This window comes from Halorubrum sp. Atlit-8R (genome assembly GCF_003666025.1).
Lineage (GTDB): Archaea > Halobacteriota > Halobacteria > Halobacteriales > Haloferacaceae > Halorubrum > Halorubrum salinarum.
The window spans coordinates 87,093-112,299 of record NZ_QPLV01000001.1; the positions used below are offsets into that span (position 1 = coordinate 87,093).

Genomic DNA, 25,207 nt, shown 5'->3' on the forward strand with positions numbered 1-25,207 from the left:
TGCCGGACGGCCCCGCGGGGCGCGCTCGACTACTCCAGCAGCGCGCGGACCTCGTCCGCGCGCTCCTCGTCGGTGACGAACCGGTCGAGGACCCACTCGATCTGCCCGAGGACCACGTCGTGGCCCGCCTCGGTGAGTTCGTACTGGTTCGTCCGCTTGTCGAGTTCGCTCTTCTCGACGAGCCCGTCGTCGACGAGGTCGTCGAGGTTGGGGTACAGGCGGCCGTGGTTCACTTCGGAGCCGTAGTACGCCTCCAGTTCCCGCTTGATCGCGAGACCGTACATCGGCTCCTCGGCCAGGATGGTCAGGATGTTCTGCTGGAACGCCGTGAGATCGCTCGCCGCCCTCGATTCATCAGTGACTGTTTGTGCCTCTGACATGCGTAATGGAAAGGGGCCCGAACTTATAGTCTTTCTCAACATTCACGATCGTTGCGATGCGTAACCCCCAACGGTTGTCCGGATCTCTCGGTACCGACGGTCTCTCGGCGGACATCCGTGCTATCCGCCGGCGGACTGCGTTCGACCGATCGATTCCGTTCGCGCCGAGTGGACCGACGATCCGTCGGTCGCAGCGCCGTTTCGGTTCGCGATCGAAACCCGGGGTTCGACGTCTAACGGGGTCGGATCGGCGCCGCGGGTCGACGTTCCCGTCGCGTCGCGCGTCCGCCGGCTCAGGCGATCCCGAAAGGACTTTGCCCGACTTCGACCCATCTTCGGGCACATGGTCAACCTCTGGGAGGATCTCGAGACGGGACCGAACGCGCCGGACGAGATCTACGCCGTCGTCGAGTGTCTCAAAGGCGAGCGCAACAAGTACGAGTACGACAAGGACATCCCCGGCGTCGTCTTGGACCGCGTGCTCCACTCGAACGTCCACTACCCGTACGACTACGGCTTCATCCCGCAGTCGTACTACGACGACGAGGACCCCTTCGACGTGATGGTGCTCGTCGAGGACCAGACGTTCCCCGGCTGCGTCGTCGAGGCCCGCCCCGTCGCCCTGATGAAGATGGACGACGACGGCGAGCAGGACGACAAGGTGATCGCGGTGCCGACCGAGGACCCGCGGTTCGACCACATCGAGGACCTCGAGGACATCCCGCCGCAGACCCTCGACGAGATAGACGAGTTCTTCGCGACCTACAAGAACCTCGAGGCCGGCAAGGAGGTCGAAACGCTCGGCTGGGAGGACAAGGCCGCCGCGAAGGACGCCATCGAGCACGCGCAGGACCTGTACGACGAGCACTTCGCGTAACGGACCGATAACCGGGACGCATCCACCGCCCGCGGCCGGATGCGTTATGCCTATGGGTAATTTTTAGAACATGAGTCGCGTACCCTCGCGTAGAGCCATGAGCGCCACCACGCCTTCCGTCGGCATCGATCACCCGACGGTCGTTCCCGCGAACTTCGACCCGCACGACGACGCGGTCGACGCGGCGGCCGAGGAGACCGCGACGACCGACGACGCGTAGCCGACTCCTCAGACGCGTTCGACGACGGCGGAGAGCGGCGTCGCCTCGTCCCGAAGCGACGCGAACGCCTCGTCGACCCAGTCGACGACGGTCTCGTCCGTCGATTCGAGCACGCATCGTGGGTTGTTCCGCTCGTCGTACGCGGCCACGCACGCGACGTCGCCGCACCGGACGAGCCCGTACTCTATCGGCTCGGCGCTCACGTACACCGTCGCGTCGTCGTCGTACAGGGCGCGGTCCGTCGCCGGACCGAACTCCGCGACCGACGCGTCGGCGACGTCGCGGTCGATGATCAGTTCCACGTCCGCGCCGCCGTCCAGCGCCGCGGCCGCCGCGTCGTTGAACTGCTGGAGGACGACCGGGGAGACGGCCCGGATCTCGGCGCCGCGGCTCTCGCGCAGGAGGTCCGTGAGCCGGTCGACCACCGCCAGCGGGTTCTGATCGGACGCCACCGTGAGGTCGCTGTCGGGGATCCCCTCCGGCGGGAAGTCGACGCCGACGCGCTCGACGGTCTCGGCGAACCGCCCGTAGCGCTCGCCGCGTTCCACCTCGGTCAGGAGCGCCTCGTACGCGTCGTGAACGCGCACTCCGGTCGGCGTCACCCGGTAGTCGGCGTCGCGTTTCACGACCCAGTCCCGCTCGCGGAACCCCCCGAGGATCCGCTGAACCGTCGTTCGGGTCGCGTCGACCGCGTCGGTCAGCTCGGCCGGACGCCGCGGCTCCTCGCGCAGCGCCCGGAGTATCGCGACCCGAACGGGCGAGCCGGCGAGGTACTGTGCGCCGTCGTGTCCGTCCTCGGCCGTCATCGTACGATCCGTGTGTACGGGTACCGCCGTGTTAACCATACCGCGTCCTCGCGGTGGTCGCCGCGACCCGCGCGCTCTCGTCCTCAGTCCCGGTAGCGGAACGAGACGACGGTGCCGACGGTGTCCTCGCCGGCGATGCGCTCCGTGGTCACGGTCACGGCCGCGAGCGCGTCCGCGCCGAGCGCCTCCTCGATCACCGCCCGCAGCGCGTCGGGGTCGGCGCCCTCCTGTCTCACCGGCACGCGGACCTGTCGGCGGTTCACCGCGACGTCGCCGAGGTCGTACTCCGTGTGCTCGAACGCATCCTGGATCGCCGCTTCGATGTCGGTCATAGCATCCCGACCTCCGCGCGCGGCGGTGAAAAAACGCGGTCCTTGGTCGCCGTTTCGGTGACGGCCGTGTGTTGTGGGCGTTTTACACCCATCTAATGCTGTCTCAATTTAATACTGATCTCAAATTTTTCAAATATGGGTATAATTCAACCGCAGAACAATTTAAATATTTAATAAGCCTGACACTTTCCAAATATGCACGAAAGTGTGGCGGAGTACGTGGCAGAGAATCCGAAAATGGCCGGCGTCCTGTTCACCGCCCTGCTGCTGTTAACGCAGGCGGCGCCCGCGGCGGCGAATGTCGCTGCTTCTAATCCTGGGCCCTAATCAATTGTAATACTACCACTCCAAGCTAGTTCATCATCGTAAAACACGGGAATTAACTCTTTTTCCATCAAATCTAGCAGCTCACTTTTTGATATTGACTCACAGTCCACAAGAGAGGGAACGTAATAATTGTATCCTATAACATTTGTATTTAGCGTTGCGAGTGATCCAGATTTATGATGGCCATTTGGATAAAAGTCTGCTGATAAATCAAACTCTTCCTCAGATCTTTTTTCTACATTAAATACCACGGCCACACCACTCCGGCTCTGACAGATCGTCGTCCCCCCGTCACCCACCACGATGTACTGGTGACCCGTGATCAGCTCCCGCTTCGCCACGTGGAGCGCGGTCCGGAGGTTGAACCCACTGTTCATCAGGCGAGCGATGATTCGGCCGAGCTTCGTCGCGGGCGAGTTTGCCACATCGGAGAGGGTAACAATGCCGCCGCGCGAGCCGCGGTGAACGAGGGCCTCGCCTTGTTGGTACGACTGGCAGGCGTTGAGCAGGAAGGCGCTGACCTTGATTTCAAGATCCTCGTCGGTCAGGTCGAGGTAGCAGTCCGCGCACTGCATCCCTCGGTCGTCGACGTGGCCGATGTAGTGGAGGAAATCGACGTCCGACGCGAGCACGTCGCGCATCTCCTCGCGGGTGAGGCTATGACGCACCTCGATGTCGAACTGGACCATGTCGCGAAGCCCGTACAGGTTGGCGACTTTCCCCTCCTCGCGCATCTGCGCGTCGTTACAGACGACGAGGACGGAGATCCGCGACTGCTCGACCTCTTCGGTCACCAGCCGGCGGTGGTACGCGTCGAGCGTCGCCTTGTTCGCGTCGAGCGGGACGCCGTCGCCGACCCACGCGTGCTCGACGGTGTCGACCGGCTCCGGTCGGACGAAGTCGGTCTGGGCGGCGACGGCGCCGCGCTCCGCGGAGGCGTCCGCGCCGCGGGTGGCCGCCGCGCTCGCGCCGCCGCGCACGAACTCGTCGTCCCCGAGGCCGACGCCGCCGGCCGGGACCTCCCGCCTCGTCGCCCGCGCGGAACTCCGGTCCGCGCCGCCCAGGAAGCCGACGCCGGCCCCGCCGTCGTCCTCCACCGGCGTGACGGTCTCCGGCGAGCGCACGATGGACAGCTCGCCCGCGACGAACGGGAGCATCTCCACGTTCCCGGGGTCGGGGCGCACGTCCGTCGTCAGGGTCCACTGCGGCAGCTCGGGCTCGACATCCGCGAATGGCACGTCGAGGTACTCGCCGAGCCGCTCCGCGAGCGGGAGGTCGTACAGGCGCCCCCAGTCGAGGTCGAGGCCGGTCGTCTCGCGCTCGTGGAGGTCGACCGGGTAGAACCCTTCCGTGCGGGCGAGACAGTCCATGTGGAACGACTGCCTGAGCACCTGGGCGGTCCGCGCCTCGAAGCCGGGTTCGAGCGGGTACGTCCACCCGTCGCCCTCGATCCGCGGGTCGTCGCCGGGGACCACGTCGGCCGCGAAGTAGTACGCCAGCGAGACGACGGGGTAGAGGTAGCGGTACTCGGGCGGCACGACGATCCGGACGCCGCTGTCCACCGGCTCGACCCGCTCGGGGACGCGGAACTTGTCGCCGGGTTCGATCAGCGGGGGATGCCCCCGCAGGGTGGGGAACGACCGCTCGGGGCTGGTCGTCTGGAGCGCGGAGCCGAGCAGCGAGACGGCGTCCATCAGCGACTCCGGATCGGTGGGCGTGGTGATCGTTCCCGCCGGCGTCTGGTGGAGCGACCGGAAGCCGAGCCCGACGGTGCCCGGTGTATCGAGGTCGATCCGGGTGGTCCGGTCGGTCGTGGACACGGAGAAACCGGCGTCGAAGGTGAGGTACAGCTTCGTCGGTGCCGGGTTGATCCCTACGTGGTACGTCCCGTCCGACATCGTGTAGCAGTCGCCGTGCGTGAGCAGCGACCCGTCGCCGGCGCGCGTCTCGACGACCGCGACGCGCGGGATCTCGATCGCGCCGGTCTCGACGGCGACGCTGGCGTCGACCGGGAAGTAGTGGTCCGACTCCGGCCGTCGTCGCGGCTCGACCGGTCGGTCGGTGTACACCTCGAACTGGGTGTTCTCGATGTGGTCCGTGACGGTGATCCCGTCGGCCTCGCGCAGCGGGTCGATGTCGATGCTCATGGGGGCTCCGCGGCCGTCGTTCGGGCGGACGGGGACGGACGCCGCGGGGGTTGGTACCGTTCGGTTGGGCGAAAGCGGCGATAAAGCTTGCGTCGGCCGGATCGCCGCGGACCGAACGGATAAAGTCCCGCCCGCCCCACCTCCGCGTAATGATAACGCTGGGAACGGCCCGCGCCGCTCCGGGCGAGACGGACACGGGCCGTCTCGAGGTGGGGGAGATGCGGGACGGGAGCCCCGTCCGGCTGCCGGTCGCCGCGATCAACGGCGCGGCCGACGGGCCGACGCTGTACGTCCAGGCGGTGAGCGACGGCGACGAGCTGAACGGGCTCGGCGTCGTCAACCGTGTCGTCCCGCGCCTCGACCCGGCCGAGCTGTCCGGGTCGGTCCTCGTCGTCGGCATCGTGAACCACTTCGCCTTCCAGGCGGCGGAACACCGGAACCCGGTCGACGACCGGAAGATGAACCGCGGCTACCCCGGCGACGCCGACGGGACGACGAGCGAGCGGATCGCCCACGAGACGTTCCAGGTCGCCAAGCGCGCCGACTACATCCTCGACCTCCACCAGGGGTCGACGAGCCGGATGATAAACGAGACGCGCGTCCGCTGCGGCGTCCGCCACCGCCTCCACGGCGACTGCTTGGAGCTCGCGAAGGCGTTCGGCTGCGGGCACGTCCTCGACATCAAGGGCCCGGACGGCCAGCTCGCCCGGGCCGGCCCGGAACACGGGATCCCCACCGTCGACCCCGAGCTCGGCGGCTGCGTCGGCTGGGACGAGGAGTCGATCCGGTACGGCGTCGAGGGCGTGTTCAACGTGCTCCGCCACTACGGGTTCCTCGACGGCGACGCCGCGCTCGACTCGCAGACGCGCGCCCGCGGCTTCGACCAGTACGGCTCGCCCGCCGGCGGCCTCGTCCGCTTCGAGCGCGAGCTCGGCGAGCGCGTCTCGGCCGGCGACGTCCTCTTCGAGGTGACCGACACCTTCGGCGCCCTGGAGGGCCGCGTCACCGCCGACACGGACGGGATCTTCTGGCGGACGCGCCGGCTCCCGCAGGTGGCCGCCGGCGAGTACGTCTGCTCGATCGGCACCAACGTCGACGAGTACTGATGGGCTCTCCCGACGGACCGAGCGAGGGAGTGCGCGCCCTCCGCTGCCCCGAGTGCGGCGACACGTACCGCGACCGCTGGCGCTGCCGGTGCGGCGCCCCCCTCGACTTCGCCGAGCCCCCGGTTCCGGACGGTCCGGCGCCCGACCCCGAGTCGTTCGACGCGCGCGACGGCCTTTGGGCGTTCGACGGCTTCCTCGCCGTCGGCGACGACCCCGCTGACCGGGTGACGCTCGGGGAGGGGCTGACGCCGCTCGTCGACGCCGACGACGGGGGCGGACCCGCGGCGAACGCGGACGGCGACGACGGCGCCGCGCCGTGGAACGCCTCGTTCAAGCTGGAGTACGTCTTCCCGACCGGCTCGTTCAAGGACCGCGGCGCGACGACGACGCTGACGCGGGCCCGCGAGCTGGGCGTCGAGCGCGTCGTCGAGGACTCCTCCGGCAACGCCGGCGCCGCGGTCGCGACCTACGCCGCCCGCGCCGGGATCGGCGCCGAGATCTACGTCCCCGCCGACGCGAAGGAGTCGAAGCTCGCGGCGATCCGCCGCGCCGGGGCCGAGCCGGTCCGGATCGAGGGGAGCCGGCGGGACGTGACCGAGGCGTGCGTCGCGGCGCTCGACGGAAGCGGAGACGACCCCGCGGGCGACGACGGCGGCCCGGCCGCCGACGGCGACGACCCCGCCTGGTACGCCAGCCACGCCTGGAACCCGGCGTTCTTCGAGGGGACCGCCACGGTCGCGTACGAAATCGCGTACCAGCGCGGCTGGGACGCACCCGACGCGGTCGTGACGCCGCTCGGCCACGGGACGCTCTTCCTCGGCGCCTACCGCGGGTTCCGGCGGCTCGAACGGGCCGGCTGGACCGACTCCGTCCCCCGGCTCTACGGCGCGCAGGCGGCCGGCGTCGCCCCGATCGTCCGGGCGCTCCACGGCCCGGACGCGGCCGACCCGGAGGGCGCCGTCAACGAGGCGGCCGACGGGATCCAGATCGCGGAGCCGGTCCGGGACCGCGAGATCCTGGCGGCCGTCGACGCGACGGACGGCGACGCGGTCGCCGTCACCGAGGCGGCCGCGACCCGCGAGCTCGACCGGCTCCACGCCGCCGGGTTCTACACGGAGCCGACCTGCGCGGTCGCGCCCGCCGCGCTGCGGACCCTCCGCGACCGCGGCGAGATCGGTCCCGACGAGGACGTCGTCGTGCCGCTGACCGGCAGCGGGCTGAAGGGCTGAGGCGGACGGCGCGGTCGGCGCCGACCCGCCCCACCGTCACCACTATTCAGCCGGCGCCCGTCGCCGTCGGTATGGAGGTGCTCGTCTACGGCGCCGGCGCGCTCGGGAGCCTCGTGGGCGGGCTGCTGGCGCGCGAACACGACGTGACGCTCGTCGGCCGCGACCCGCACATGCGGACGATCCGGGAGGACGGCCTCCGGATCGACGGCGAGATCGACATCTGCGTCACCCCTCGCGCGCTCACCGACGGGCGGCACCGCGCCGCCGACCTCGCCCTCGTCACGACGAAGGCGTACGACACCGACGCGGCCGCCCGGGCGCTCGCGACCGGCGAGTACGAGGCGGTCTGCTCGCTCCAGAACGGCCTCACCGAGGAGCGGCTGGTCGCCGCGCTCGACGCGACGGTCCTCGCCGGCACCGCGACCTACGGCGCCCGGTTCGCGGAGCCGGGTCGCGTCACCTGTACCGGCGTCGGCGAGGTGGTGGTCGGCGCGCTCTCCGGGGGCCCGAGCCCGGCGGCCGCGCGGGTCGGCGCCGCCTTCGAGGCGGCCGGGATCGAGGCGGTCGTCGCCGAGGACATGCCGGTCCGCCGCTTCGAGAAGCTCGCGGTCAACGCCGGGATCAACGGCCCCTCGGCGCTCGTGCGGACCGAGAACGGGCCGACGCTGGACGGGCCGGCGGGCGAGGTCGCCCGCGAGGCCGCCCGCGAGACGGCCGCGACCGCCCGAGCGGTCGGGATCGACCTCGCCGACGACCGGGCGGTCGCGGCCGTCGAGCGCGTCGCCGACGACACCGCCGCGAACCGGTCGTCGATGTGCGAGGACGTGGCGAACGGCCGCCGGACCGAGGTCGACGCCGTCTACGGGGCGATCGCCGACCGAGCGGAGCGTCACGCCGTGGCGGTCCCGACGTGCCGGACCGTCGGGTCGCTGATCCGCGGCTGGGAGGCGGCGCGGGGGCTCCGGCAGGGGTAGACGAACCGCGAAAAGGTCCGGGGCGGCGTCCGCGGCCGCTACGCGCTCAACACCACTCCTCGAGGACGGTCGCGTCGGTCTCGTCGACCGACACCCACGCGTCCTCCCGCGAGACGTCCGCGATGACGAGCTCCGGCCGCGACGACGAGGAGTCGATGGACGCCATCACGTCCGGCGCCTCGGCGGCGTCGAGCGCCGGGTCCGTCGGCAGGGCCGTCCGACGGCGGTCGGGGTCCGGGTCGTCCCAAGGAGTGGAACTCCGTGACATGGTTGTGAATAGTTCACAGTACGTATAAGAGTTGCGAACCCGACCGGAATCCGCCGTCAGATCCGAGTTTCCGGGGACCGCCGGCCGACGTATCTGCCGATACGCGGCCCCTCGGCCGACGATGTGCTCGAACGTGTCGACTTTCTCATCGGCTCGCCGGGGGCTCCCGCCCGGGGCCTCCGGCTCCGCGCGCGGCCGGCGTTTCCCCGTGCGCCACGCGGTCCGTCTCGGCCCACCTTCGCAGTATACAAGAGGTGTCACGCTGAATGACGGGCATGAACGTCGCAGACGCCATGACGCCCCGGTCGGAGCTCGTCGTCGTCGAGATCCCCGGGAGCCGCAACGACGTGTTGGAGTACATCCAGGAGCACGGCTTCTCCTCGGTGCCGGTCGTGAAAGACGCCGACGGCGACGAGGTGTACCGCGGGCTCGTCACGCGAGACGACCTGATCGAGCAGCCGGACGAGGACCAGCTCGCGCTGCTGATGCGCGAGGTGCCGACCGTCGAGGCCGACGACGACATGGTCGAGGCCGCCCGGACGATGGTCGCGGAGGAGTCCCGGCGCCTCCCCGTCGTCGACGGCGACGAGCTCGTCGGCATCCTCACCGTCACCGACGTGGTGCGGGCGATCGCCCGCGGCGAGGTCGACGGGGAGACCCAGGTCGGCGAGCTCGCGACGCGCGCGGTCAACGCGACCCACGCCGGCACGCCGCTGCCGGTCGCCGAGCGCGAGATCGGGCTCTCCGGGGTCCCGTACGCGGTCGTCCTCGACGACGAGGCCGCGGTCGCGGGGATGCTCACCGAGGTCGACATCCTGGAGGTCGCCCGCGTCGTCGAGGGCGAGGCCAGCACCGGCGACTCGATCGCCGAGGAGGACTCCGAGTGGTCCTGGGAGGGGATCAAGGCGACCGGCGCGCGCTACCTCCCTACCCGGAACGTCGAGATCCCGGCCGAGGCGGTCCGCCACTTCATGACCGAGGACCTGATCACGGTCAACGCCACGCGGACGGCCCGGGAGGTCGCCCAGGAGCTCATCAGCAACGACATCGAGCAGGTCCCGCTCGTCTCCGGCACGGACCTCGACGGGATCGTCCGGGACGTGGACCTGCTGGAGGGGCTGTAGATGGCCGCGGACGCGCTCGCCGAACTCGCGAAGCGGCGCGGGTTCTTCTTCGGCTCGAACGGCGCGTACGGCGGCACCGCCGGCTTCTACACGTTCGGCCCGCAGGGCGCCGCACTCAAGCGGAACGTCGAGGACGCGTGGCGCGACCGGTTCACCATCCGCGAGGGGAACCGCGAGATCGAGGCGCCGACGGTGATGCCCGAGGCCGTCTTCGAGGCCTCCGGCCACCTGGAGGGGTTCGACGACATGCTCGTCGAGTGCCCCGAGTGCGGCGAGTCCCACCGCGCCGACCACCTCGTCGAGGACGCCACCGACGTCGAGGACGCCGAGGCGCTCCCCGGCGAGGAGGTCGCCGAGCTGATCGCCGATAACGGCATCGCCTGCCCGGCCTGCGGCACCGAGCTCGCCGGCCAGCCGGTCGAGGCGTTCAACCTCATGTTCGCGACCGACATCGGCCCCGGCGACGCCCAGCCCGGCTACCTCCGCCCGGAGACGGCGCAGGGGATCTTCGTCGAGTTCCCGCGGCTGAAGGAGTACGCCCGCGGGAACCTCCCGTTCGGCATCACCCAGATCGGCCCCGCCTACCGCAACGAGATCTCGCCGCGCGGCGGGCTCCTCCGCCTCCGCGAGTTCACGCAGGCCGAGCTCGAGCAGTTCATCGACCCCGAGGCAGACGAGCCGCCGCTCGACCGCGTCCGCGACGTGGAGGTCCGGCTGTACCCGGCAAGCGAGCAGGAGGCGGACGACGGCGACTACCTCGACACGACGGTCGGCGAGGCGGTCGACGAGGGCGTCATCGGCTCCCCGTGGGTCGGCTACTACCTCGGCGTCGCCCAGGAGTGGTACGAGCGCGTCGGCGTCGACCTCGACCGCTTCCGGTTCCGCCAGCACCTCGCGGGCGAGCGCGCCCACTACGCGGCCGACTGCTGGGACGCGGAGAGCGAGGTCGACGGCGACTGGATCGAGATTGCCGGCTTCGCGTACCGCGGCGACTACGACCTCTCGAAGCACGACGAGTACGGCGACGACGCGTTCACCGTATTCAAGCGCTACGACGAGCCGAAGACCGTCGAGCGCGCGACGGTCGATCCCGACATGTCCGTGCTGGGGCCCGAGTTCGGCGGCGACGCGGCCGCGGTCGCCGAGGCGCTCGAGGCGCTCGCCGAGCGCGACCCCGACGCCTTCGACGGCGAGACGGTGACGGTCGACGTGGAGGGCGAACCGCGCGAGGTCGACGCCGACGTCGCGAACTTCTCGGTCGAGGAGGTGACCGAGAGCGGCGAGCACATCACGCCCCACGTCGTCGAGCCCTCGTTCGGCGTCGGCCGCACCGTCCAGACGCTGCTGGCGCACGCCTACGAGACCGACGAGGTCGACGGCGAGGAGCGGACGTACCTCTCCCTGGCGCCCGAGGTCGCGCCGCAGGACGCCGCGGTCTTCCCCCTGGTGACGAACGACGACCGCCTCACGGCGCTCGCCGACGAGGTCGCGGCCGACCTGCGGGCCGCGGGGCTCGCGGTCGCGTACGACGACTCCGGCTCGATCGGCCGGCGCTACCGCCGGCAGGACGAGGTCGGCACGCCGTTCTGCGTCACGGTCGACCGCGACGGCATCGAGGGCGACGGCCCGGACACCGTCACGCTCCGCGAGCGCGACTCCGCGGCGCAGGTCCGGATCCCCGTCGCGGACCTCGCCGCCGAGCTGACGGCGCTGCGCGAGGGCGAGCCGTTCGCCGCGGTCGCGGACCGGTACGACGCGGTCGACACCGACGTCGAGACCGCGGGGAACTGAGGGCGTGACGCTCCCGGCCGCGGCGTGGCGCGAGCGCGTGGAGTTCGAGCGGCGGCTGGTCCACGCGAGCGGCACCCTCTATCCGGTCCCGTACCTGCTGGGCTGGATCTCGTGGCGGACGACCGGCCGGCTGCTCCTCGTGAGCGTCGCCGTCGCGGCCGTCCTCGAAGCGCTCCGACTCTCGGGGTCGGTCGGCCCGCTCGACCCGCTGTACGACGCCTTGGTCCGGGAGTACGAGTCCGACGGCGTCGCCGGCTACGCGCTGTACCAAGTGAGCATGGCGGGCACCGCGCTCCTCTTCGCGCCGGTGTTCGCCGTGCCCGCGATGTGGATGCTCTCGGTCGGCGACCCGATAAGCGGCGGCCTCGGCGAGAACCCGGCGACCGAGCCGAAGCGCCTCTCCGTGGTGGCCGCGATGGTGTTCGTCTGCTTCGGGATCGCCGTCCCGTACGCGATCCCGGCGTTCGGTCCCGACCCGGGCGTGATCGTCGCGCTCGCCGGCGCGATCCCCGCCGCGGTCGCGGACGGGCTCCCGCCGCTCATCCGCGGCGTCGCCGTCGACGACAACCTCACCATCCCGCCCGCGGCCGCCGGCGGGATGTTCCTCGCGGCGGCGCTGATCGCGTAACACGGTTGATTGAGACCGCGTGGCGCGGTCGCTCGGGAGCTCCCGCCCGAGGGGCGACGACGCCGTCGCTCGCCGAACGGAACTGAGAGAAGCGCCGAGGCGGAGATTTGAACTCCGGTGTCCGAATGGACAGTAGATTTCGAATCTACCGCCTTGGCCAGGCTAGGCTACCTCGGCTCACTCTCCGGTTGGCCGGTTCCGCTGTTATGCGTTTCGATCGCGCCCGCGGCGCGGTGCCCCGATCACCGGCGACCCCGACCGGGTCCGCGCGCCCCCGTCCCCCCGCGGTCTCCGCTTCCGGCAACGCTTTTCGGCCCGGCTCCCGTGCGGTCGGTATGGACGTCCCCGAAGCGGCCGACGCCTGTTCCCGCGTCGTCGACGAGGTCGGCGGCGCCGTCGTCGCCGACCGCGAGTTCCTCGACCGCGTCACGCTCGGCATCCTCGCCCGCGGCCACGTCCTCTTGGAGGACGTGCCCGGCACCGGCAAGACCCTCTCGGCGCGCTCGTTCGCGACCGCGCTCGGCTTGGAGTTCTCCCGGATCCAGTTCACCCCCGACCTCCTGCCCGCCGACGTCACCGGCACCAACGTGTTCGACGAGCGCGACGGCTCCTTCTCGTTCTCGCCGGGGCCGATCTTCGCGAACGTCGTCCTCGCCGACGAGATCAACCGCGCGCCGCCGAAGACGCAGGCGGCGCTGCTGGAGGCGATGGAGGAGGGCCAGGTGACCGTCGACGGCGAGACCCACGCGCTCCCGAGCCCGTTCTACGTGATCGCGACCCAGAACCCGGTCGAGAGCGAGGGCGCGTTCCCGCTGCCGGAGGCCCAGCTCGATCGGTTCACGATCAAGACCTCCATCGGCTACCCCGACGAGGACGGCGAGCTGGAGCTGCTCCGCCGCCGCGCCGGCCGCGTCGAGCAGTCGCCGACCGTCGACCGCGTGCTCGACCCCGACGCCGTGGCGGCGCTGCGGGAGGTGCCCGAGTCGGTCCGCGTCGACGACGACCTGCTGCGCTACGCGGCGGCGCTGGCGCGGGCGACCCGCGAGGACCGCCGCGTCGAGGCCGGCGTCTCCCCCCGCGGCACCCAGCGGCTCTTCGAGACCGCCCGCGCGGCCGCCGTCCTCGCCGGCCGCGAGTTCGTCACGCCGGACGACGTGAAGCGGGTCGCGGAGCCGACGCTCGCTCACCGGCTCGTGTTGACGCCCGACGCCGCCGTCAACGACGTCGACGAGCGCGACGTGATCGCCGACGTGCTCGACCGCGTCGCGGTGCCGACGGTCGAGCCGCCGGAGGCGTAAGTCGCCTCGGCGCCGCGGCTACTCCGCGTCCCGCTCCGCCAGCAGCTCCGTCGCCGTGAGCAGCGACTCCAGCTCCGCGTCGTGTTCTTCGAGCAGCTCCGCGGCGCCCTCCTCGCGGTCGACGACGACCAGCACGCGGTCCACGGTCGCGCCCGCCTCGCGGAGCGCCTCGACCGCGTCGACCGCGGACTGCCCCGTCGTGGCGATGTCCTCGATCACGACGACCTCCTCGCCGTCGTCGAGCCGCCCCTCGATCCGGTTGCCCGTCCCGTACTCCTTCGCCTGCTTGCGCGCGATGACGTACGGGCGGCCGAGCTCCGCGGCCGTGACGGCCACCAGCGGGACCGCGCCGAGCGCGACGCCCGCCAGCTTCGCGTCCGTCTCGGCGAGCCGGTCGGCGAACGCCTCGGCGACGAGCGTCAGGGCGTCCGGGTCGGTCTCGAAGAGGTACTTGTCGACGTAGTAGTCGCTCGTGCCGCCGTGGGACAGCTCGAACTCGCCGAACCGGACGGCGTCGGCCGCGGTGAGCGCGGCGATCAGCTCGCGTCGTCGGTCGTCGTCGGTCATACACTGAGACGGACCGCCGCCGACAATAAACGGGTCGGAACGCGGAGGGCGGCTACCGCTCGTCCCCGCCGTCGAGCCCGGGACCGCTCCGCTCCGCGGCCGGGAGCACGAGCGTCACCGTCGTCCCCTCGCCGTCGAGCCCGGAGCCGAACCGGATCTCGCCGCCGTACGCCTCCACGACCCAGGCGGCGATCCACAGCCCGACGCCGGTGTTGTGCTGTAGCTGCGTCACCTCGCTGTCGCCGGTGATCACGTCCCGGACCGCGGCCGCGATCCCGGGGCCGTCGTCGGCGACGCGCACCGCCACGACGCCGTCGTCCGGGTCGCGCTCGGCGGTCACCGCGACGCGCGGGGCGTCCCCGCCGTGCTCGACGGCGTTCTCCACGAGGTGGTCGACCGCGACCGAGAGGCGGTCGTCGCCCCGCACCGCGGTCCCCGCCGGCACGTCGGTGGTGATCCGCGCGTCGGACCGCTCGGCCGCGTGCTTCGACGCGACCGCCTCGACGACCTCGGCCACGTCGACCGCGTCCGGGTCGGTCACGTACCCCTCCTCCACGACGCGGCGGAGCGTGGTGGCGCCGTCGGCGACGCCCGCCAGCCGCTTGCCCGTGGCCTCGATCCGCTCCGCGAAGTCGCTGACCTGCCCGTCGTCGCTGCGGTCGGCGATCTCGCCGGCGAAGCCGAACACGACGTTCAGCTCGTTGCGGACGTTGTGCCTAAGGATCCGGTTGACGATCCGCACGTACCGCTCGCGGCGCTTCCGGTCGGTGATGTCCGTGTAGATCCCGAACGCCCGACGGGTCCCCTCCGTCTCGTAGCTGAACCCGCGGAAGAGGAACTCCCGCGGGCCGTCCGTGGTCTGCCGGCGGACCTCTCGCGTCGCGAACCCGCGCTCGCGGACCAGCGCGTCGAGGTCCGCCTCCTCGTCGCCGCCGCGCTCGCTGTCCCCCAGCCGGTCGTCCTGGATGTCCAAGGCGCCGATCGTCCGGCCGCGGAGCGACGCCTCGTCCGCGCCGAACTGCTGCTCGAACGCGGGATTGACCCCGTCTATCACCGTCTCGTCGTCCTCCAGGACGACCTCCATCACCGGGTCGGGGATCCGGTCGAACAGCCGCCGGAAGCGGTCACGCTCCGTCGACAGCTCGGTCTGCGTCCGCCGGAGGTCCGTCGTGTCGCTCAGCGACCCGACGACGCCGCCCCCGTGGTCGGAGAGCCGCGACAGCCGCAGCTGGCCGTGCCGCGGCCGCGGGTCGCCGTCGCGCTCGGCGGTCAGTTCGATCGTCCGTGCCGGCTCGGGGCCGCCGGCGTCGTCGGCCGTCGGGTCGGTGAGCGCCCCGACCGCGTCGGCCACCCGCGGCGCGTCGGCCGCGTCGACGAGCGCGTCGAGCCGCTCCCCGACGACCTCGTCGCGGTCGTCGGCCCCGAACCACGCGACGAACGGCGCGGTGGCGTACGTGACGGCGCCGTCGGCGTCGAGCACGCACACCATGTCGTCGACGTTCTTCAGCGCGTCCTCGTAGGTCCGGAGCCGGCGGCGGCGGTCCGCGGCGTCCATCGCCGCGACCGCGTTCGTCGCCAGCAGTTCAAGGACGGCGAGGTCGTCCTCGCCGAAGGCGCTCGGTTCGACCGCGCCGACGATGAGCACGCCGTGACCGCCGAGCGGGACCGCAGCGACGGAGCGCATTCCGTGGTACGACCGCCCGTCGCCGAGCGACTCGATGTCGTCCATCACCCGCGGGTCGCCCGACTCGAACACTCCGCCGGTGAACCCCTCGCCGGGGCGGCGCGGCCCGCGGCTGTCGGCGAACCGGTCGCCGACCCCGTCGCTCGTCGCGACCAGCCGGAGCAGGTCCGCGTCGGCGTCGTACAGCCGCACGCCGCTGATCTCGTAGCCCAGCACCTCGTCGGCGGCCTCGATCAGCCGGTCGGCGACGGCCTCCCTCCCGTCGGCCCGCTGAATTCCCTCCACGGTGCCGAGGAGCCGTTCGAGGACCCGCTCGCGGCGCTTCCGGTCCGTGACGTCCGCGAAGAACACGGAGAGCCCGTCGGGCGAGGGGTACGCGGTCACCTCGGTCCACAGGTCCAGCGGCTCGTAGTAGCTCTCGAAGGAGACGGACTCCTGCGTCTCCATCGCCCGCCGGTAGTTCGTCTCGTACTCCTCGCCTATCGCCGCCGGGAACTCCGCCCAGACGTCGGCGCCGAGCAGCTCGTCCGGGTCGCGCTCTAACAGCGCCGCGGCCCGCTCGTTGACGTAGGTGAACCGCCAGTCGTCGTCGAGCGCGAAGAAGGCGTCGTCGATCCGTTCGAGGGTCTCCTCGAATCGGTCGACGGCCGCCTCGCGCTCCTCGCGGGCGACCCGCCGTTCGAGCGCCCGCCCCAGCCAGTCGGCGAGCAGCTCGACGAACAGCCGCTCGCTCTCGTCGAACGGCCGGTCGCGGCGCTCCGGGTCGAGGAAACAGAGCGTCCCGAACGTCTCGCCGTCGACGACGACCCGGCCGCCGACGTAGCTGCCGAAGCCGAACGCCTCGTAGGCCGGGTCGTCGCCGAGGCCCGCGGCCTCGGGGTCGGTGAACGCGACCACGTCGTCGCTCCGGACCGTCCGCTTACAGTAGGTCAGGTCCAGCGGCAGCGTCCCGTCGTCGTCGAGCGCGTCCTCGGCGAACGACGCCACCGTCCCGGTCCCGTCGCTGTACTGTCGGAGTTCGATCCGGTCGCCCTCGACCCGCGAGGAGTAGCCGATGGAAAGGTCGAGCCGGTCGCGGCCCAGCGCCAACAGCTCGTCGAGCTTCTCGTCGAGGTCGGTCGTCCGGTCCGAGACGATCCGAATGAACGGTTCGAGGGCGGCCTCGCGCTCCCGACGCAGCGTGCCGTCGGGTCGTGGATCCTCCCGCCCGGCGTCGAGCCGGTCCGCGAGCGTCTCGCCGTCGGCCGCCAGCCGTCGGCCGGAGGCGTACTCGACCCCGATCCGGCTCGCGTCGATCGCCGCGTCCGCGTCGTCCTCGACGGTGTACGCGAGCGTCGTCGCGTCGGGGTAGCGGTCGCGGACCGCCCGCAGCCGGTCACGAACGGCGCGGCCGCGCTCGCCCGCCGCCCCGTCGCGCAGCCGGACGATCACCGCGTCCGGGCACCCGACGCCGTCGCTCTCCCGGCCGCCGTGCGGGACCGTCCGGGTCCCCTCCGGGAGGGCCCCCCACGCGGCGTCGACCGGCTCTCCGAGGTGGAGCGTCGACTCACCAGGCATCTGTTGCGGGCGTGCGTCGCGGTCGTCCGCGGCGGGGGCGGTCGGCGGCGGTCATCCCGGCCGCGGCCCTCTCGCCTCTGGTCGCCGGGCCGGGGGGACGGTCGGCTCGCCGACCCCGTTCGGCTCGGTACCCTCCCGGCTCGTCGCGTCGGTCATCGGCTCTGCTACGAACGTCCCCCACATAACCGTTCCCTCCGCGTTTTCGGAATCGATACCGGCGGTTCCTCGCGGCGTCGCGGCCGCGGCCGACCGGTCGACGCCGGCGGCGACGGTCCCGACACGATTTAGGCGGCCCGCTCACAACGCTCCGGTAATGAGCACGCAGGCCGCGACGGCGGACCGGACAGTCGTGATCGGGCTGGAGGTCCACGTCCAGCTCGAGACCGACACGAAGATCTTCTGCGGCTGCTCGACGGAGCCCGCCGAGGACGAGGCGCCGAACACGCGCACCTGCCCGACCTGCCTCGGGCTGCCGGGCGCGCTCCCCGTCCTCAACGAGGCCGCCGTCGAGGCCGCCGTGAAGGTCGGGAAGGCGATCGACGCCGACATCCCCGAGACGACCACGTTCCACCGGAAGAACTACTACTACCCCGACCTCCCGAAGAACTTCCAGCTCACCCAGTACGACGCGCCGATCTGCGCCGAGGGCGAACTGGAGGTCCGCGTCGACGGCGACCCGCGGACCATCGGGATCACCCGCGCGCACCTCGAAGAGGACCCCGGCAGCCTCCAGCACGCCGGCGGCTCCATCGAGTCGGCGACCCACACCCTCGTCAACTACAACCGCGCTGGCACCCCCCTCATGGAGATCGTCACGGAACCGGACTTCCGCTCGCCGGCCGAGACGCGGGCGTTCCTCGCCAAGCTGGAGGAGGTGCTGGAGTACCTCGGCGTGTTCGACCCCGGCCGCGACGGGAGCCTGCGCGTCGACGCCAACGTCTCCTTAGTCCCCGCGGAGCACGTCGCCGACGACGGGACGATCGACGGGGACGCGCTCGACGAGGTGAACCGCGCCGAGGTGAAGAACATCTCCAGCCACAAGGGCGCGGAGCAGGCGCTCGCCTACGAGGTCACCCGCCAGGAGAACGTCCTCCGCCGCGGCCGCGAGATCGAACAGGAGACCCGCCACTGGGACGAGGACCGCGGCGTCACCGTCGGCATGCGCTCGAAGGAGGCCGAGAAGGACTACCGCTACTTCCGCGAGGGCGACCTCCCCGCGCTGGAGGTGGCCGACTGGAAGGAGTCGATCGCGATCCCGGAACTCCCCGACGCCCGCCGCGAGCGCTTCCGCGACGAGTACGGGCTCGACCGCGAGGCGGCCTCGAAGCTCACCTCCACGAAGGCGGTCGCCGACTTCTTCGAGGACGTGGCGGGCGAGTTCGACCCCGACCTCGCGGCGACGTGGGTCGCCGACAACCTGCTCGGCGAGCTCAACTACCGCGAGATGCAGATCACCGACGTCGAGGGGCGGCTCGACGAGTTCACGCGCCTGATCGAGCTCGTCGCCGCCGACGAGCTGACCGTGAAGAACGCCGAGGAGATCGTCCTCCGCGAGATGCTCGACGAGGGCGACGACCCCGAGACGATCATCGAGCGCGAGGACCTCGGCAAGGCCGAGAGCGGCGAGGTCGAGGCCGCGGTCGCGGCCGCCATCGACGAGAACCCCGACGCGGTCGCCGACTACCACGACGGCGACGAGGGCGCCATCAACTTCCTCGTCGGCCAGGTGATGCAGGCGACCGGCGGCAGCGCCGACCCCGGCCAGGTGAACGGCCTGCTCCGCGAGGAACTGGACGACTGAGCCGGACCGACGCGACCGAGAAAGCGCCATGGCGATCGTCGAAACCGTCCTGATCGGCCACGTCAGCGAGGTCTGTCTCCTTCTCGCGTGGGCGATCCGCCGCGGCGACGCGGCCGACCTGATCGCCGGCTACGACGGCGACTTGCCGCCCGAGCGCGAGGCGGCGCTCGCCCGCGACGCGGCGCGCGTGCTGGTCGTCGCCGCGGCCGCGACGGGCCTCCTCGTCGTCGACGCGTGGACCGGCACGGTCCCGCGGCCCGGCGCGCTGGTGGCGGTCGCCGTCGGCGCCGCGGTCGCGTGGTTCCTCTACACGTGGAACGTCCGCGAGCCGGCCGGCGACTGAGCCGAGCCGCCGGAACCGTGCGATTGACGCCGCCGCGCCCGCTACGGCGCCCATGGACGTGACCGTCGAGATCGTCGGCGAGGGGACCGCCGAGTACAGCCTCGCCGCCGACGCGACGTACGACGACCTGATCCGCGAGGCGGGCTACCACCCGCAGGAGGCGTCCGCGCTGGTCGACGGCTCGCCGGTCCCCGGCGACCGCGTCGTCGACGCCGCGGAGGTGCGGGTCCTGCGGCTGATCAAGGGCGGGACGGGCGCGAGCGACCCGCCGTGACCGCCGAGGGACCTCGCCCCGATCCGCCCGCGGACGTGACCGTCGAGCGGGCGACGCCCGACGACCGCCTCGACGCCCTCCGGATCCTCGACGCCGCGATGCTCTCGACCGACGCGGCGACCGTCGACGACCGGATCGACGCGGGCGACGCCGTCGTCGCCCGCTCCGCGCGGACCGGCGGGGTCGTCGGCGCGCTGGTCGCCGTCCGACCCGACTCGGATCGACTCCACGTCGACGCCGTCGCGGTCAGGCGGGCGCGCCGAGGGGAGGGAATCGGCGCCGCGCTCGTCGCGGCCGCGCTCGACCGGGGGGCGTCGGACCCCGCTGTCGCGGCCGTCACCGCGACGTTCGACGCCGACCTGCGGGGGTTCTACGAGGGCCTCGGGTTCGCGGTCCGGCCGGCGGGAGCGCGAGGGGACGACGCCGAGGAAGCGCCGGGCGACGACGCTCACGGAGCGGCGGGCGACGACGCCAGCGGCAGTTCGGACCGGCTCGCGGGTCGGGCGCCCGTGACCGGTCGCGAGCGGTCGTGAACCCCGCGCAAGCGGCGCGTCGGACTCGCGGCTGACTGAGGCTTTTCAGTGTGGCACTCGTACGCACACCTCTCACGGATGATGCCCTCAGCGTCCGGATCCCTCGATCCCGGTGGCACCGACGGCGAGGCGGTGGACTCGATCGACGGCCCCAGGCTCCGCCCGGCCGCGTCCGCGGACGATCGATCGACCGACGACGAGCGGCCCGTTCCGGACCGACCCGGCCGCGACGGGGCCCGCGCGGCCGAGTGCGACCCGCCGGCGGACCGGGTCGAGCGGCTCGCGGACGAGGTGGCCGCGCTCGAAGCGGAAGTCGCGGCGCTCGAAGCGGAAATCGAGTCGAAGGAGCGGCAGCGCCAGCAGGTGATCGACACCTACGAGTCGATCGTCGCGGCGCAGCGGACGTCCGGCCGCTCGGCCGGGCCGACGCACAACGCATCGACCGAGCCGACGCCCGACCCGTCGACCGAGAGCGACGGGCGGCGGCCGCTCGCCGAGCTCGCGTCTCGCCTCGGGCGGGTCGCGACGTGGCTGCGAGGGCGCGAGTAGCCCTTCCTCATCCGCGCGCCGCCGAAGCGCTCAGCGCCCTCTCCCCGACGCGCACGCATTCGACGTTCATTTCCCGGTCGCCCCCGTCGTTACGGGTATGAGCGCGAATTCGCCCGCGGGTTCGGCGGCCCCCTCCCGGGCCGCGGTGACCGACGCATGAGCGGGAAAGACGACTACTACAACCGGTCCAAACAGCAGGGGTACCGCGCCCGGTCCGCCTACAAGCTGAAACAGCTCGACGAGGAGGCCGACCTGCTCGACCGCGGCGACACCGTGGTCGACCTCGGCGCCGCGCCCGGCGGCTGGCTCCAGGTCGCGGCCGAGGCGGTCGGCGAGGAAGGCACCGTCGTCGGCGTCGATCTCCAGCGCATCGACGAGTTCGACGACCACGACGTGGAGACGATCCGCGGCGACATGACCGAGGAGCGCACCCGTCACTACCTGCGCGAGGCGGTCGGCGAGGGCGGCGCCGACGCGGTCCTCTCCGACATGGCGCCGAACATGACCGGCGAGTACTCCCTCGACCACGCCCGGTCGGTCCACCTCGCGCGGCAGGCGCTCGACACCGCGGACGAACTGCTCGCGCCCGGCGGCGACTTCGTCGTGAAGGTGTTCCAGGGCCAGGACCTCGACGACTTCCGCGACGACGTGAGCGAGTCGTTCCAGTACGTGCGGACCGTCTCGCCGCCCGCCTCGCGGGACTCGTCCTCGGAGGTGTACCTCGTCGCGAAGGGGTACACGACCTCCCCGGTCGCCGAGGGCGACCGCGTCGAGGTGACGGTCGAAGAGGAGGGCGACGAGGGCGACGGGATCGCCTACGTCGAGGGGTACACGCTGTTCGTCGACGGCGACGTCGGCGAGACGCTCACGGTCGAGGTCACCGACGTGAAGCCGCGGTTCGGGTTCGCCGAGCGCGTCGACGGCGACTGAGCCGGTCGCCCCGGCAGGGCACGCGGTCGGGTCCTCACCAAGCGCGTCACGCGGCCGCGTCCCGCTCGACGGTCGCGCCGCGCACCGCGTACCTGACGCCCGCCTCGTAGTCGCGGTCCGGCTCGACGCTCCAGCCCTCGATCCGGCCGAGCGCGCGGACGTTCGGCAGCGCCATCCCAGCCTCCGCGCTCGGCTCGGCGCTCTCGTACTCGAACAGGAGCTCCCCGCCGTCGTCGCCCGTGAACCGGCCGTCGTCGGCGACCGCGAACCCGTCGTCGGTCAGCGTCACGGTCACGGCGGCCGCCTCGTTGAAGTCGGCGAACGCGAACGCGTTCTTGAACAGCTGTTTGAGCCGGGTCGGCGCCGCGCGTATCCGCCCGTTGCCCTCGACGGCCACCTCCACGTCCGCCTCGGACGCGGCCGCGGCGTCGGCCACCGCGGCCTCGAAGTCGACGAACGTCGACTCGTCGACGTCGCGCGCGTACCGCGCGAGGGTGTGGAGGTCCTCGACGACCCCGCCGATCCGGGCGACGCGGCGCCGCGCCACGTCCACCGACTCGGCGGCGGCCCCCGCGTCGCCCTCGCCGAGCCGGTCTTCCGCCTCTGCGAGGTGGCCGTCGGCGACCGCGACGGAGTTCCGCAGCTCGTGCGCGATCGCGCCGGCCATGTCCCTCAGCTGCTCCTCGTGGCGGTCGAGCTGCTCGCGCTGCCGCTCGATGGCGGTCACGTCTTGGACCAGCAGCGCCCACCCGAACGCCGCGCCGCCGACCGCGAGCGGCTCGCTCGTGACGCAGTAGGTCCGGGTCCGCCCCGCGTCGTCGACGTCGACGAGCGCGGGCGCCTCCGTCCGGTACCGCTCGGCGACGCCCGGGGCGAACTCCTCGACGCGCTCCGCCCCGTCGGGGATCGCGGGGAACAGGTCGGCCGCCCGCTCGTTGTGGTCGCGGAGCCGCCCCTCGGTGTCGAGGACGAGGACGGCGCCGGCGGTGCGCTCGACGAACGCCCGCGTCGTCCTCTCCTCGACCGCGAGGAAGGTGTCCTCGACGAGGTAGACGGCCCCGACCGCGAAGACGGCCACGCCGAGCGGCTCGTAGCTCAGTTGGGGGAGGAGGTTCGGCGCCGCGAGGGCGACCGCGTTCGGCACGACCGCGAGCCCGGTCGCCGCGAACAGCCCGGCCAGCGTCCACGACGACCCCTCGGACCGCTTGAACAGCCGGTACAGGAGGTAGAAGCCGACCCCGGAGAGGAGGTACGCGGCCGCCAGCGACGCCCAGTACAGCGCCCCCTCCTCGACGACGAGCCGGCGGACCGGCTCCGTCCGGAGCGACGCCTCGAAGTAGCGCCCGTGGATCGGGTTCGTGAGCTTCAGCGCGACGACCGCGACGTAGAGCGCGACCCCGGCCCGCCGGTAGCCCGGCCGCCGGTGGTAGTCGCGGCCGGCGTACGCCGAGGCGAAGTACAGCCACGCGAACGGCGTGGCGAACCCGACGATCAGCGCGAGGACGTACAGCGCCACCGCCGTCGACTCCTCGCCGGCGAGCAGCACGCCCGCCTGGAGGAACCCCCAGACGCCGACGAGGACCAGGAGCCAGCGCAGCCCCCGCCGGCCGTCGCCGTTCCGCAGGCGCGACCCGTGGAACGCGGCCGCGAAGCAGGCGGCTCCCGAGAGGGCGAACAGCCCGACGAGCCACCACATGACCGTCACGGACACATCGCATATCGGAGGGGAATGACTTAATTTGGTCGCTCACTCGGGGACAGAACGTCGGACGAGAAATATATCTCTGCGTATGTGTCGCCGGTTCGGCGGTCCCGGCCGAGCGCGGCAGTCAGTTCGCGGCGCGCCTGACCCACTCGCGGAGCGTGAACCGGTCGTACGCCGTCTCCGCGGCGACCTCCCACTCGTCGTCGTCCCACTCGGGGTAGTACGTGTCGCCCTCGTAGGCGCCGTCGACGTGGCTGAGGGCCATCCCGTCGAGGTGCGGCTGGAACAGGTCGTAGATGCCCCCGCCGCCGAGGACGTACGCCGTGTCGACGCCGACCTCGGCGACGGCGTCGCGGGCCAGTTCGATCGCCGCCTCGTCGCCGTTCGCGACGCTCGCGGTCGGCACGTCCACCGCCTCGACGCTCCGGCTCACGACGATCTGGCGGCTGCCGGGGAGGTCGTCGCGCATCGAGTCGAAGGTGCGCCGCCCCAAGATCACCGGCGAGCCCGCGACGCGCTCGCGGTACTGCCTGACGTCCGCCTCGATGTGGGGCCACGGCACCTCGCCGTCCCTCCCGATCACCCGGTTCTCCGCGAGCGCGGCGACGCTGACGAGTTTCACGGACGCGGTAGGGGACGGAGGGGCAAAAGCGGCGCGTCGGCCGGGGTCGTCGAGGCCGAGCGAGGCGGACGGACTCAGCCGTCGAGGCCGAGCAGGTCGAACGGGTAGCCGTTGTCCAGTTCGTCGGCGCGCTCGTAGACGACGCGGGCGGCCGCCACGTCCTGGATCGCGAGCCCCGTCGAGTCGAAGACGCTGACGCCGCGCACGCCGTCGGCGTCGGCCGGCGTGCCGGGCGTGCCGGGGCGGCCCGCGCGGCGGCCGACGACGATCTCGCCGATCTCGCCGTAGATGTCGTCGTCGGTGAGCGTCCCCGCGGCGTACGGGACGTTGATCTCGCCGGAGTGGGTGCACTGCTCGTGGTCGTCGATGACGACGGTGGCGTCCAGGAGGAGGTCGTCCGCCAGTTCGTGTTTGCCCTCGGCGTCCGCGCCCATGGCGTTGACGTGGGTGTGGTCGCCCACGTCGTCCGGGCCGACGATCGGGTCCTCGACGGGGGTGACCGTCGAGAGCACGTCGCAGTGGCCGGCCTCGGCGATCGAGCCTGCGCGCACGTCGAACCGGTCCTCGAAGGCGTCGACGAAGTCGGCGACGCGCGCCTCGTCGAGGTCGCTCACGACGACCTCCTCGATGTCCCGGACCGCCGCGATCGCTTCGAGCTGGGTGTACGACTGGACGCCGGCGCCGACGATCCCCATGCTCGTCGCGTCCGGGACCGCGAGGTGGTCGGTCGCGACCGCGGCGGCCGCGCCGGTGCGTTTCATCGTCAGCGTCGTGCCGTCCAGGACCGCGAGCGGGAACGCCGTCTCCGGGTCGGAGTAGATCATCGTCCCCATCACGGTCGGCAGGTCGTGGTCGGCGGGGTTGTCGGTGTGGACGTTCACCCACTTGATCCCGGCGGCGTCCCAGCCGTCGCCCTCCTCGGTCTCCTCGGCCACGTCCTCCTCGCGCACGTCGAGGTAGGCCGGCATCGAGCGGAAGTCGCCGTTGTACTCGGGGAGGTCGATGTACGACTTCGCCGGCATCTTCGCGTCGCCCCGCTCGTAGGCCGTGAACGCGCCGCGGACCGCGTCGATCACGCGGTCCATCTCGGCGTTCTCGTCCACGTCGTCCGCGTTCAAGAGCAGCGTCTGCATGT

Annotated in this window: 25 protein-coding genes and 1 tRNA gene; 15 read left to right on the forward strand and 11 right to left on the reverse strand. The window is 71.9% G+C overall.

Annotation, left to right across the window (positions count from 1 at the left end):
- Positions 1–29: 29 nt before the first annotated feature.
- Positions 30–380, reverse strand: coding sequence for a PadR family transcriptional regulator (locus tag DVK05_RS00370; RefSeq protein WP_121561483.1), 351 nt, complete (start codon positions 378–380; stop codon positions 30–32).
- 343 nt (positions 381–723) lie between these two features.
- Between DVK05_RS00370 and DVK05_RS00375 the strand changes: the two genes are divergently transcribed.
- Both DVK05_RS00375 and DVK05_RS17680 read left to right on the forward strand, forming a co-directional pair.
- The gene (locus DVK05_RS00375) at positions 724–1,257 is read left to right on the forward strand and encodes an inorganic diphosphatase (protein ID WP_121561484.1); all 534 of its coding nucleotides are present in this window, start codon (positions 724–726) and stop codon (positions 1,255–1,257) included.
- A gap of 97 nt (positions 1,258–1,354) precedes the next feature.
- The gene (locus DVK05_RS17680) at positions 1,355–1,477 is read left to right on the forward strand and encodes a hypothetical protein (RefSeq protein ID WP_255409695.1); all 123 of its coding nucleotides are present in this window, start codon (positions 1,355–1,357) and stop codon (positions 1,475–1,477) included.
- An 8-nt stretch (positions 1,478–1,485) separates the two neighbouring features.
- Here the strand turns inward: DVK05_RS17680 and DVK05_RS00380 are convergent, their stop codons facing one another.
- The 3 genes from DVK05_RS00380 to DVK05_RS00390 form a co-directional block, all read right to left on the reverse strand.
- Positions 1,486–2,283: a winged helix-turn-helix domain-containing protein gene (locus DVK05_RS00380; RefSeq protein ID WP_121561485.1), complete on the reverse strand. Its 798-nt coding sequence runs from the start codon at positions 2,281–2,283 to the stop codon at positions 1,486–1,488.
- A gap of 83 nt (positions 2,284–2,366) precedes the next feature.
- Entirely contained in the window at positions 2,367–2,615 is a 249-nt protein-coding gene (locus DVK05_RS00385; RefSeq protein ID WP_121561486.1) for a hypothetical protein, read from the reverse strand.
- 323 nt (positions 2,616–2,938) lie between these two features.
- Positions 2,939–5,089, reverse strand: coding sequence for a caspase family protein (locus DVK05_RS00390; RefSeq protein WP_121561487.1), 2,151 nt, complete (start codon positions 5,087–5,089; stop codon positions 2,939–2,941).
- A 149-nt stretch (positions 5,090–5,238) separates the two neighbouring features.
- Between DVK05_RS00390 and DVK05_RS00395 the strand changes: the two genes are divergently transcribed.
- The 3 genes from DVK05_RS00395 (at position 5,239) to DVK05_RS00405 (ending at position 8,398) form a co-directional block, all read left to right on the forward strand.
- Complete coding sequence (locus DVK05_RS00395) at positions 5,239–6,195, forward strand: succinylglutamate desuccinylase/aspartoacylase family protein (protein WP_121561488.1); 957 nt, start codon at positions 5,239–5,241, stop codon at positions 6,193–6,195.
- Positions 6,195–7,424: a pyridoxal-phosphate dependent enzyme gene (locus DVK05_RS00400; protein ID WP_121561489.1), complete on the forward strand. Its 1,230-nt coding sequence runs from the start codon at positions 6,195–6,197 to the stop codon at positions 7,422–7,424. The genes DVK05_RS00395 and DVK05_RS00400 overlap by 1 nt, the downstream gene beginning before the upstream one ends.
- A gap of 71 nt (positions 7,425–7,495) precedes the next feature.
- The gene (locus tag DVK05_RS00405; RefSeq protein ID WP_121561490.1) at positions 7,496–8,398 is read left to right on the forward strand and encodes a ketopantoate reductase family protein; all 903 of its coding nucleotides are present in this window, start codon (positions 7,496–7,498) and stop codon (positions 8,396–8,398) included.
- A gap of 46 nt (positions 8,399–8,444) precedes the next feature.
- Here DVK05_RS00405 and DVK05_RS00410 read toward each other — a convergent pair whose 3' ends face one another.
- Positions 8,445–8,666 carry a hypothetical protein gene (locus DVK05_RS00410; protein ID WP_053771909.1) on the reverse strand — a complete coding sequence of 74 codons (222 nt, stop codon included), beginning with the start codon at positions 8,664–8,666 and terminating at the stop codon, positions 8,445–8,447.
- A gap of 275 nt (positions 8,667–8,941) precedes the next feature.
- On the opposite strand from DVK05_RS00410, the gene DVK05_RS00415 reads away from it, so the two are divergent.
- From DVK05_RS00415 to DVK05_RS00425, 3 genes are read left to right on the forward strand one after another with little or no spacing between them, the layout of a single operon-like run.
- Complete coding sequence (locus DVK05_RS00415) at positions 8,942–9,790, forward strand: CBS domain-containing protein (RefSeq protein WP_121561491.1); 849 nt, start codon at positions 8,942–8,944, stop codon at positions 9,788–9,790.
- Positions 9,791–11,581, forward strand: coding sequence for a glycine--tRNA ligase (gene glyS / locus DVK05_RS00420; RefSeq protein ID WP_121561492.1), 1,791 nt, complete (start codon positions 9,791–9,793; stop codon positions 11,579–11,581).
- Between the two features lie 4 nt (positions 11,582–11,585).
- Positions 11,586–12,209 carry a dolichol kinase gene (locus DVK05_RS00425; RefSeq protein WP_121561493.1) on the forward strand — a complete coding sequence of 208 codons (624 nt, stop codon included), beginning with the start codon at positions 11,586–11,588 and terminating at the stop codon, positions 12,207–12,209.
- 92 nt (positions 12,210–12,301) lie between these two features.
- Here DVK05_RS00425 and DVK05_RS00430 read toward each other — a convergent pair.
- Positions 12,302–12,386 (reverse strand) — tRNA-Ser (locus tag DVK05_RS00430).
- 158 nt (positions 12,387–12,544) lie between these two features.
- Between DVK05_RS00430 and DVK05_RS00435 the strand changes: the two genes are divergently transcribed.
- Entirely contained in the window at positions 12,545–13,507 is a 963-nt protein-coding gene (locus DVK05_RS00435; protein ID WP_121561494.1) for a MoxR family ATPase, read from the forward strand.
- 18 nt (positions 13,508–13,525) lie between these two features.
- Here DVK05_RS00435 and pyrE read toward each other — a convergent pair whose 3' ends face one another.
- A complete protein-coding gene (pyrE, locus tag DVK05_RS00440) occupies positions 13,526–14,074 on the reverse strand; it encodes an orotate phosphoribosyltransferase (RefSeq protein ID WP_121561495.1) in 549 nt (182 codons plus the stop codon).
- A gap of 52 nt (positions 14,075–14,126) precedes the next feature.
- Entirely contained in the window at positions 14,127–17,315 is a 3,189-nt protein-coding gene (locus tag DVK05_RS00445) for a PAS domain-containing protein (protein WP_121561496.1), read from the reverse strand.
- Positions 17,316–17,628: 313 nt separating this feature from the next.
- Between DVK05_RS00445 and gatB the strand changes: the two genes are divergently transcribed.
- From gatB to DVK05_RS00475, 6 genes are all read left to right on the forward strand, one after another.
- Positions 17,629–19,116, forward strand: a complete 1,488-nt coding sequence (gene gatB / locus DVK05_RS00450; RefSeq protein WP_121561497.1) for an Asp-tRNA(Asn)/Glu-tRNA(Gln) amidotransferase subunit GatB — start codon at positions 17,629–17,631, stop codon at positions 19,114–19,116.
- Between the two features lie 28 nt (positions 19,117–19,144).
- Positions 19,145–19,459 carry a hypothetical protein gene (locus tag DVK05_RS00455; protein WP_121561498.1) on the forward strand — a complete coding sequence of 105 codons (315 nt, stop codon included), beginning with the start codon at positions 19,145–19,147 and terminating at the stop codon, positions 19,457–19,459.
- Between the two features lie 52 nt (positions 19,460–19,511).
- A complete protein-coding gene (locus DVK05_RS00460; protein WP_121561499.1) occupies positions 19,512–19,733 on the forward strand; it encodes a ubiquitin-like small modifier protein 2 in 222 nt (73 codons plus the stop codon).
- Entirely contained in the window at positions 19,730–20,266 is a 537-nt protein-coding gene (locus DVK05_RS00465) for a GNAT family N-acetyltransferase (RefSeq protein WP_121561500.1), read from the forward strand. The genes DVK05_RS00460 and DVK05_RS00465 overlap by 4 nt, the downstream gene beginning before the upstream one ends.
- A 78-nt stretch (positions 20,267–20,344) precedes the next feature.
- Positions 20,345–20,815 (forward strand): hypothetical protein, encoded by a 471-nt coding sequence (locus tag DVK05_RS00470; protein WP_121561501.1) that lies wholly within the window; start codon positions 20,345–20,347, stop codon positions 20,813–20,815.
- A 156-nt stretch (positions 20,816–20,971) separates the two neighbouring features.
- Positions 20,972–21,745 carry a 23S rRNA (uridine(2552)-2'-O)-methyltransferase gene (locus tag DVK05_RS00475; protein WP_121561502.1) on the forward strand — a complete coding sequence of 258 codons (774 nt, stop codon included), beginning with the start codon at positions 20,972–20,974 and terminating at the stop codon, positions 21,743–21,745.
- 46 nt (positions 21,746–21,791) lie between these two features.
- On the opposite strand, the gene DVK05_RS00480 is transcribed toward DVK05_RS00475, so the two are convergent.
- From DVK05_RS00480 to DVK05_RS00490, 3 genes are all read right to left on the reverse strand, one after another.
- Positions 21,792–23,456, reverse strand: a complete 1,665-nt coding sequence (locus DVK05_RS00480) for a histidine kinase N-terminal 7TM domain-containing protein (protein WP_121598737.1) — start codon at positions 23,454–23,456, stop codon at positions 21,792–21,794.
- Between the two features lie 118 nt (positions 23,457–23,574).
- Positions 23,575–24,072, reverse strand: a complete 498-nt coding sequence (locus tag DVK05_RS00485; RefSeq protein WP_121561504.1) for a dihydrofolate reductase — start codon at positions 24,070–24,072, stop codon at positions 23,575–23,577.
- A gap of 74 nt (positions 24,073–24,146) precedes the next feature.
- On the reverse strand, positions 24,147–25,205 hold the full coding sequence (locus DVK05_RS00490; RefSeq protein ID WP_121561505.1) for an ornithine cyclodeaminase family protein: 1,059 nt from the start codon (positions 25,203–25,205) through the stop codon (positions 24,147–24,149).
- Between the last annotated feature and the right edge of the window lie 2 nt (positions 25,206–25,207).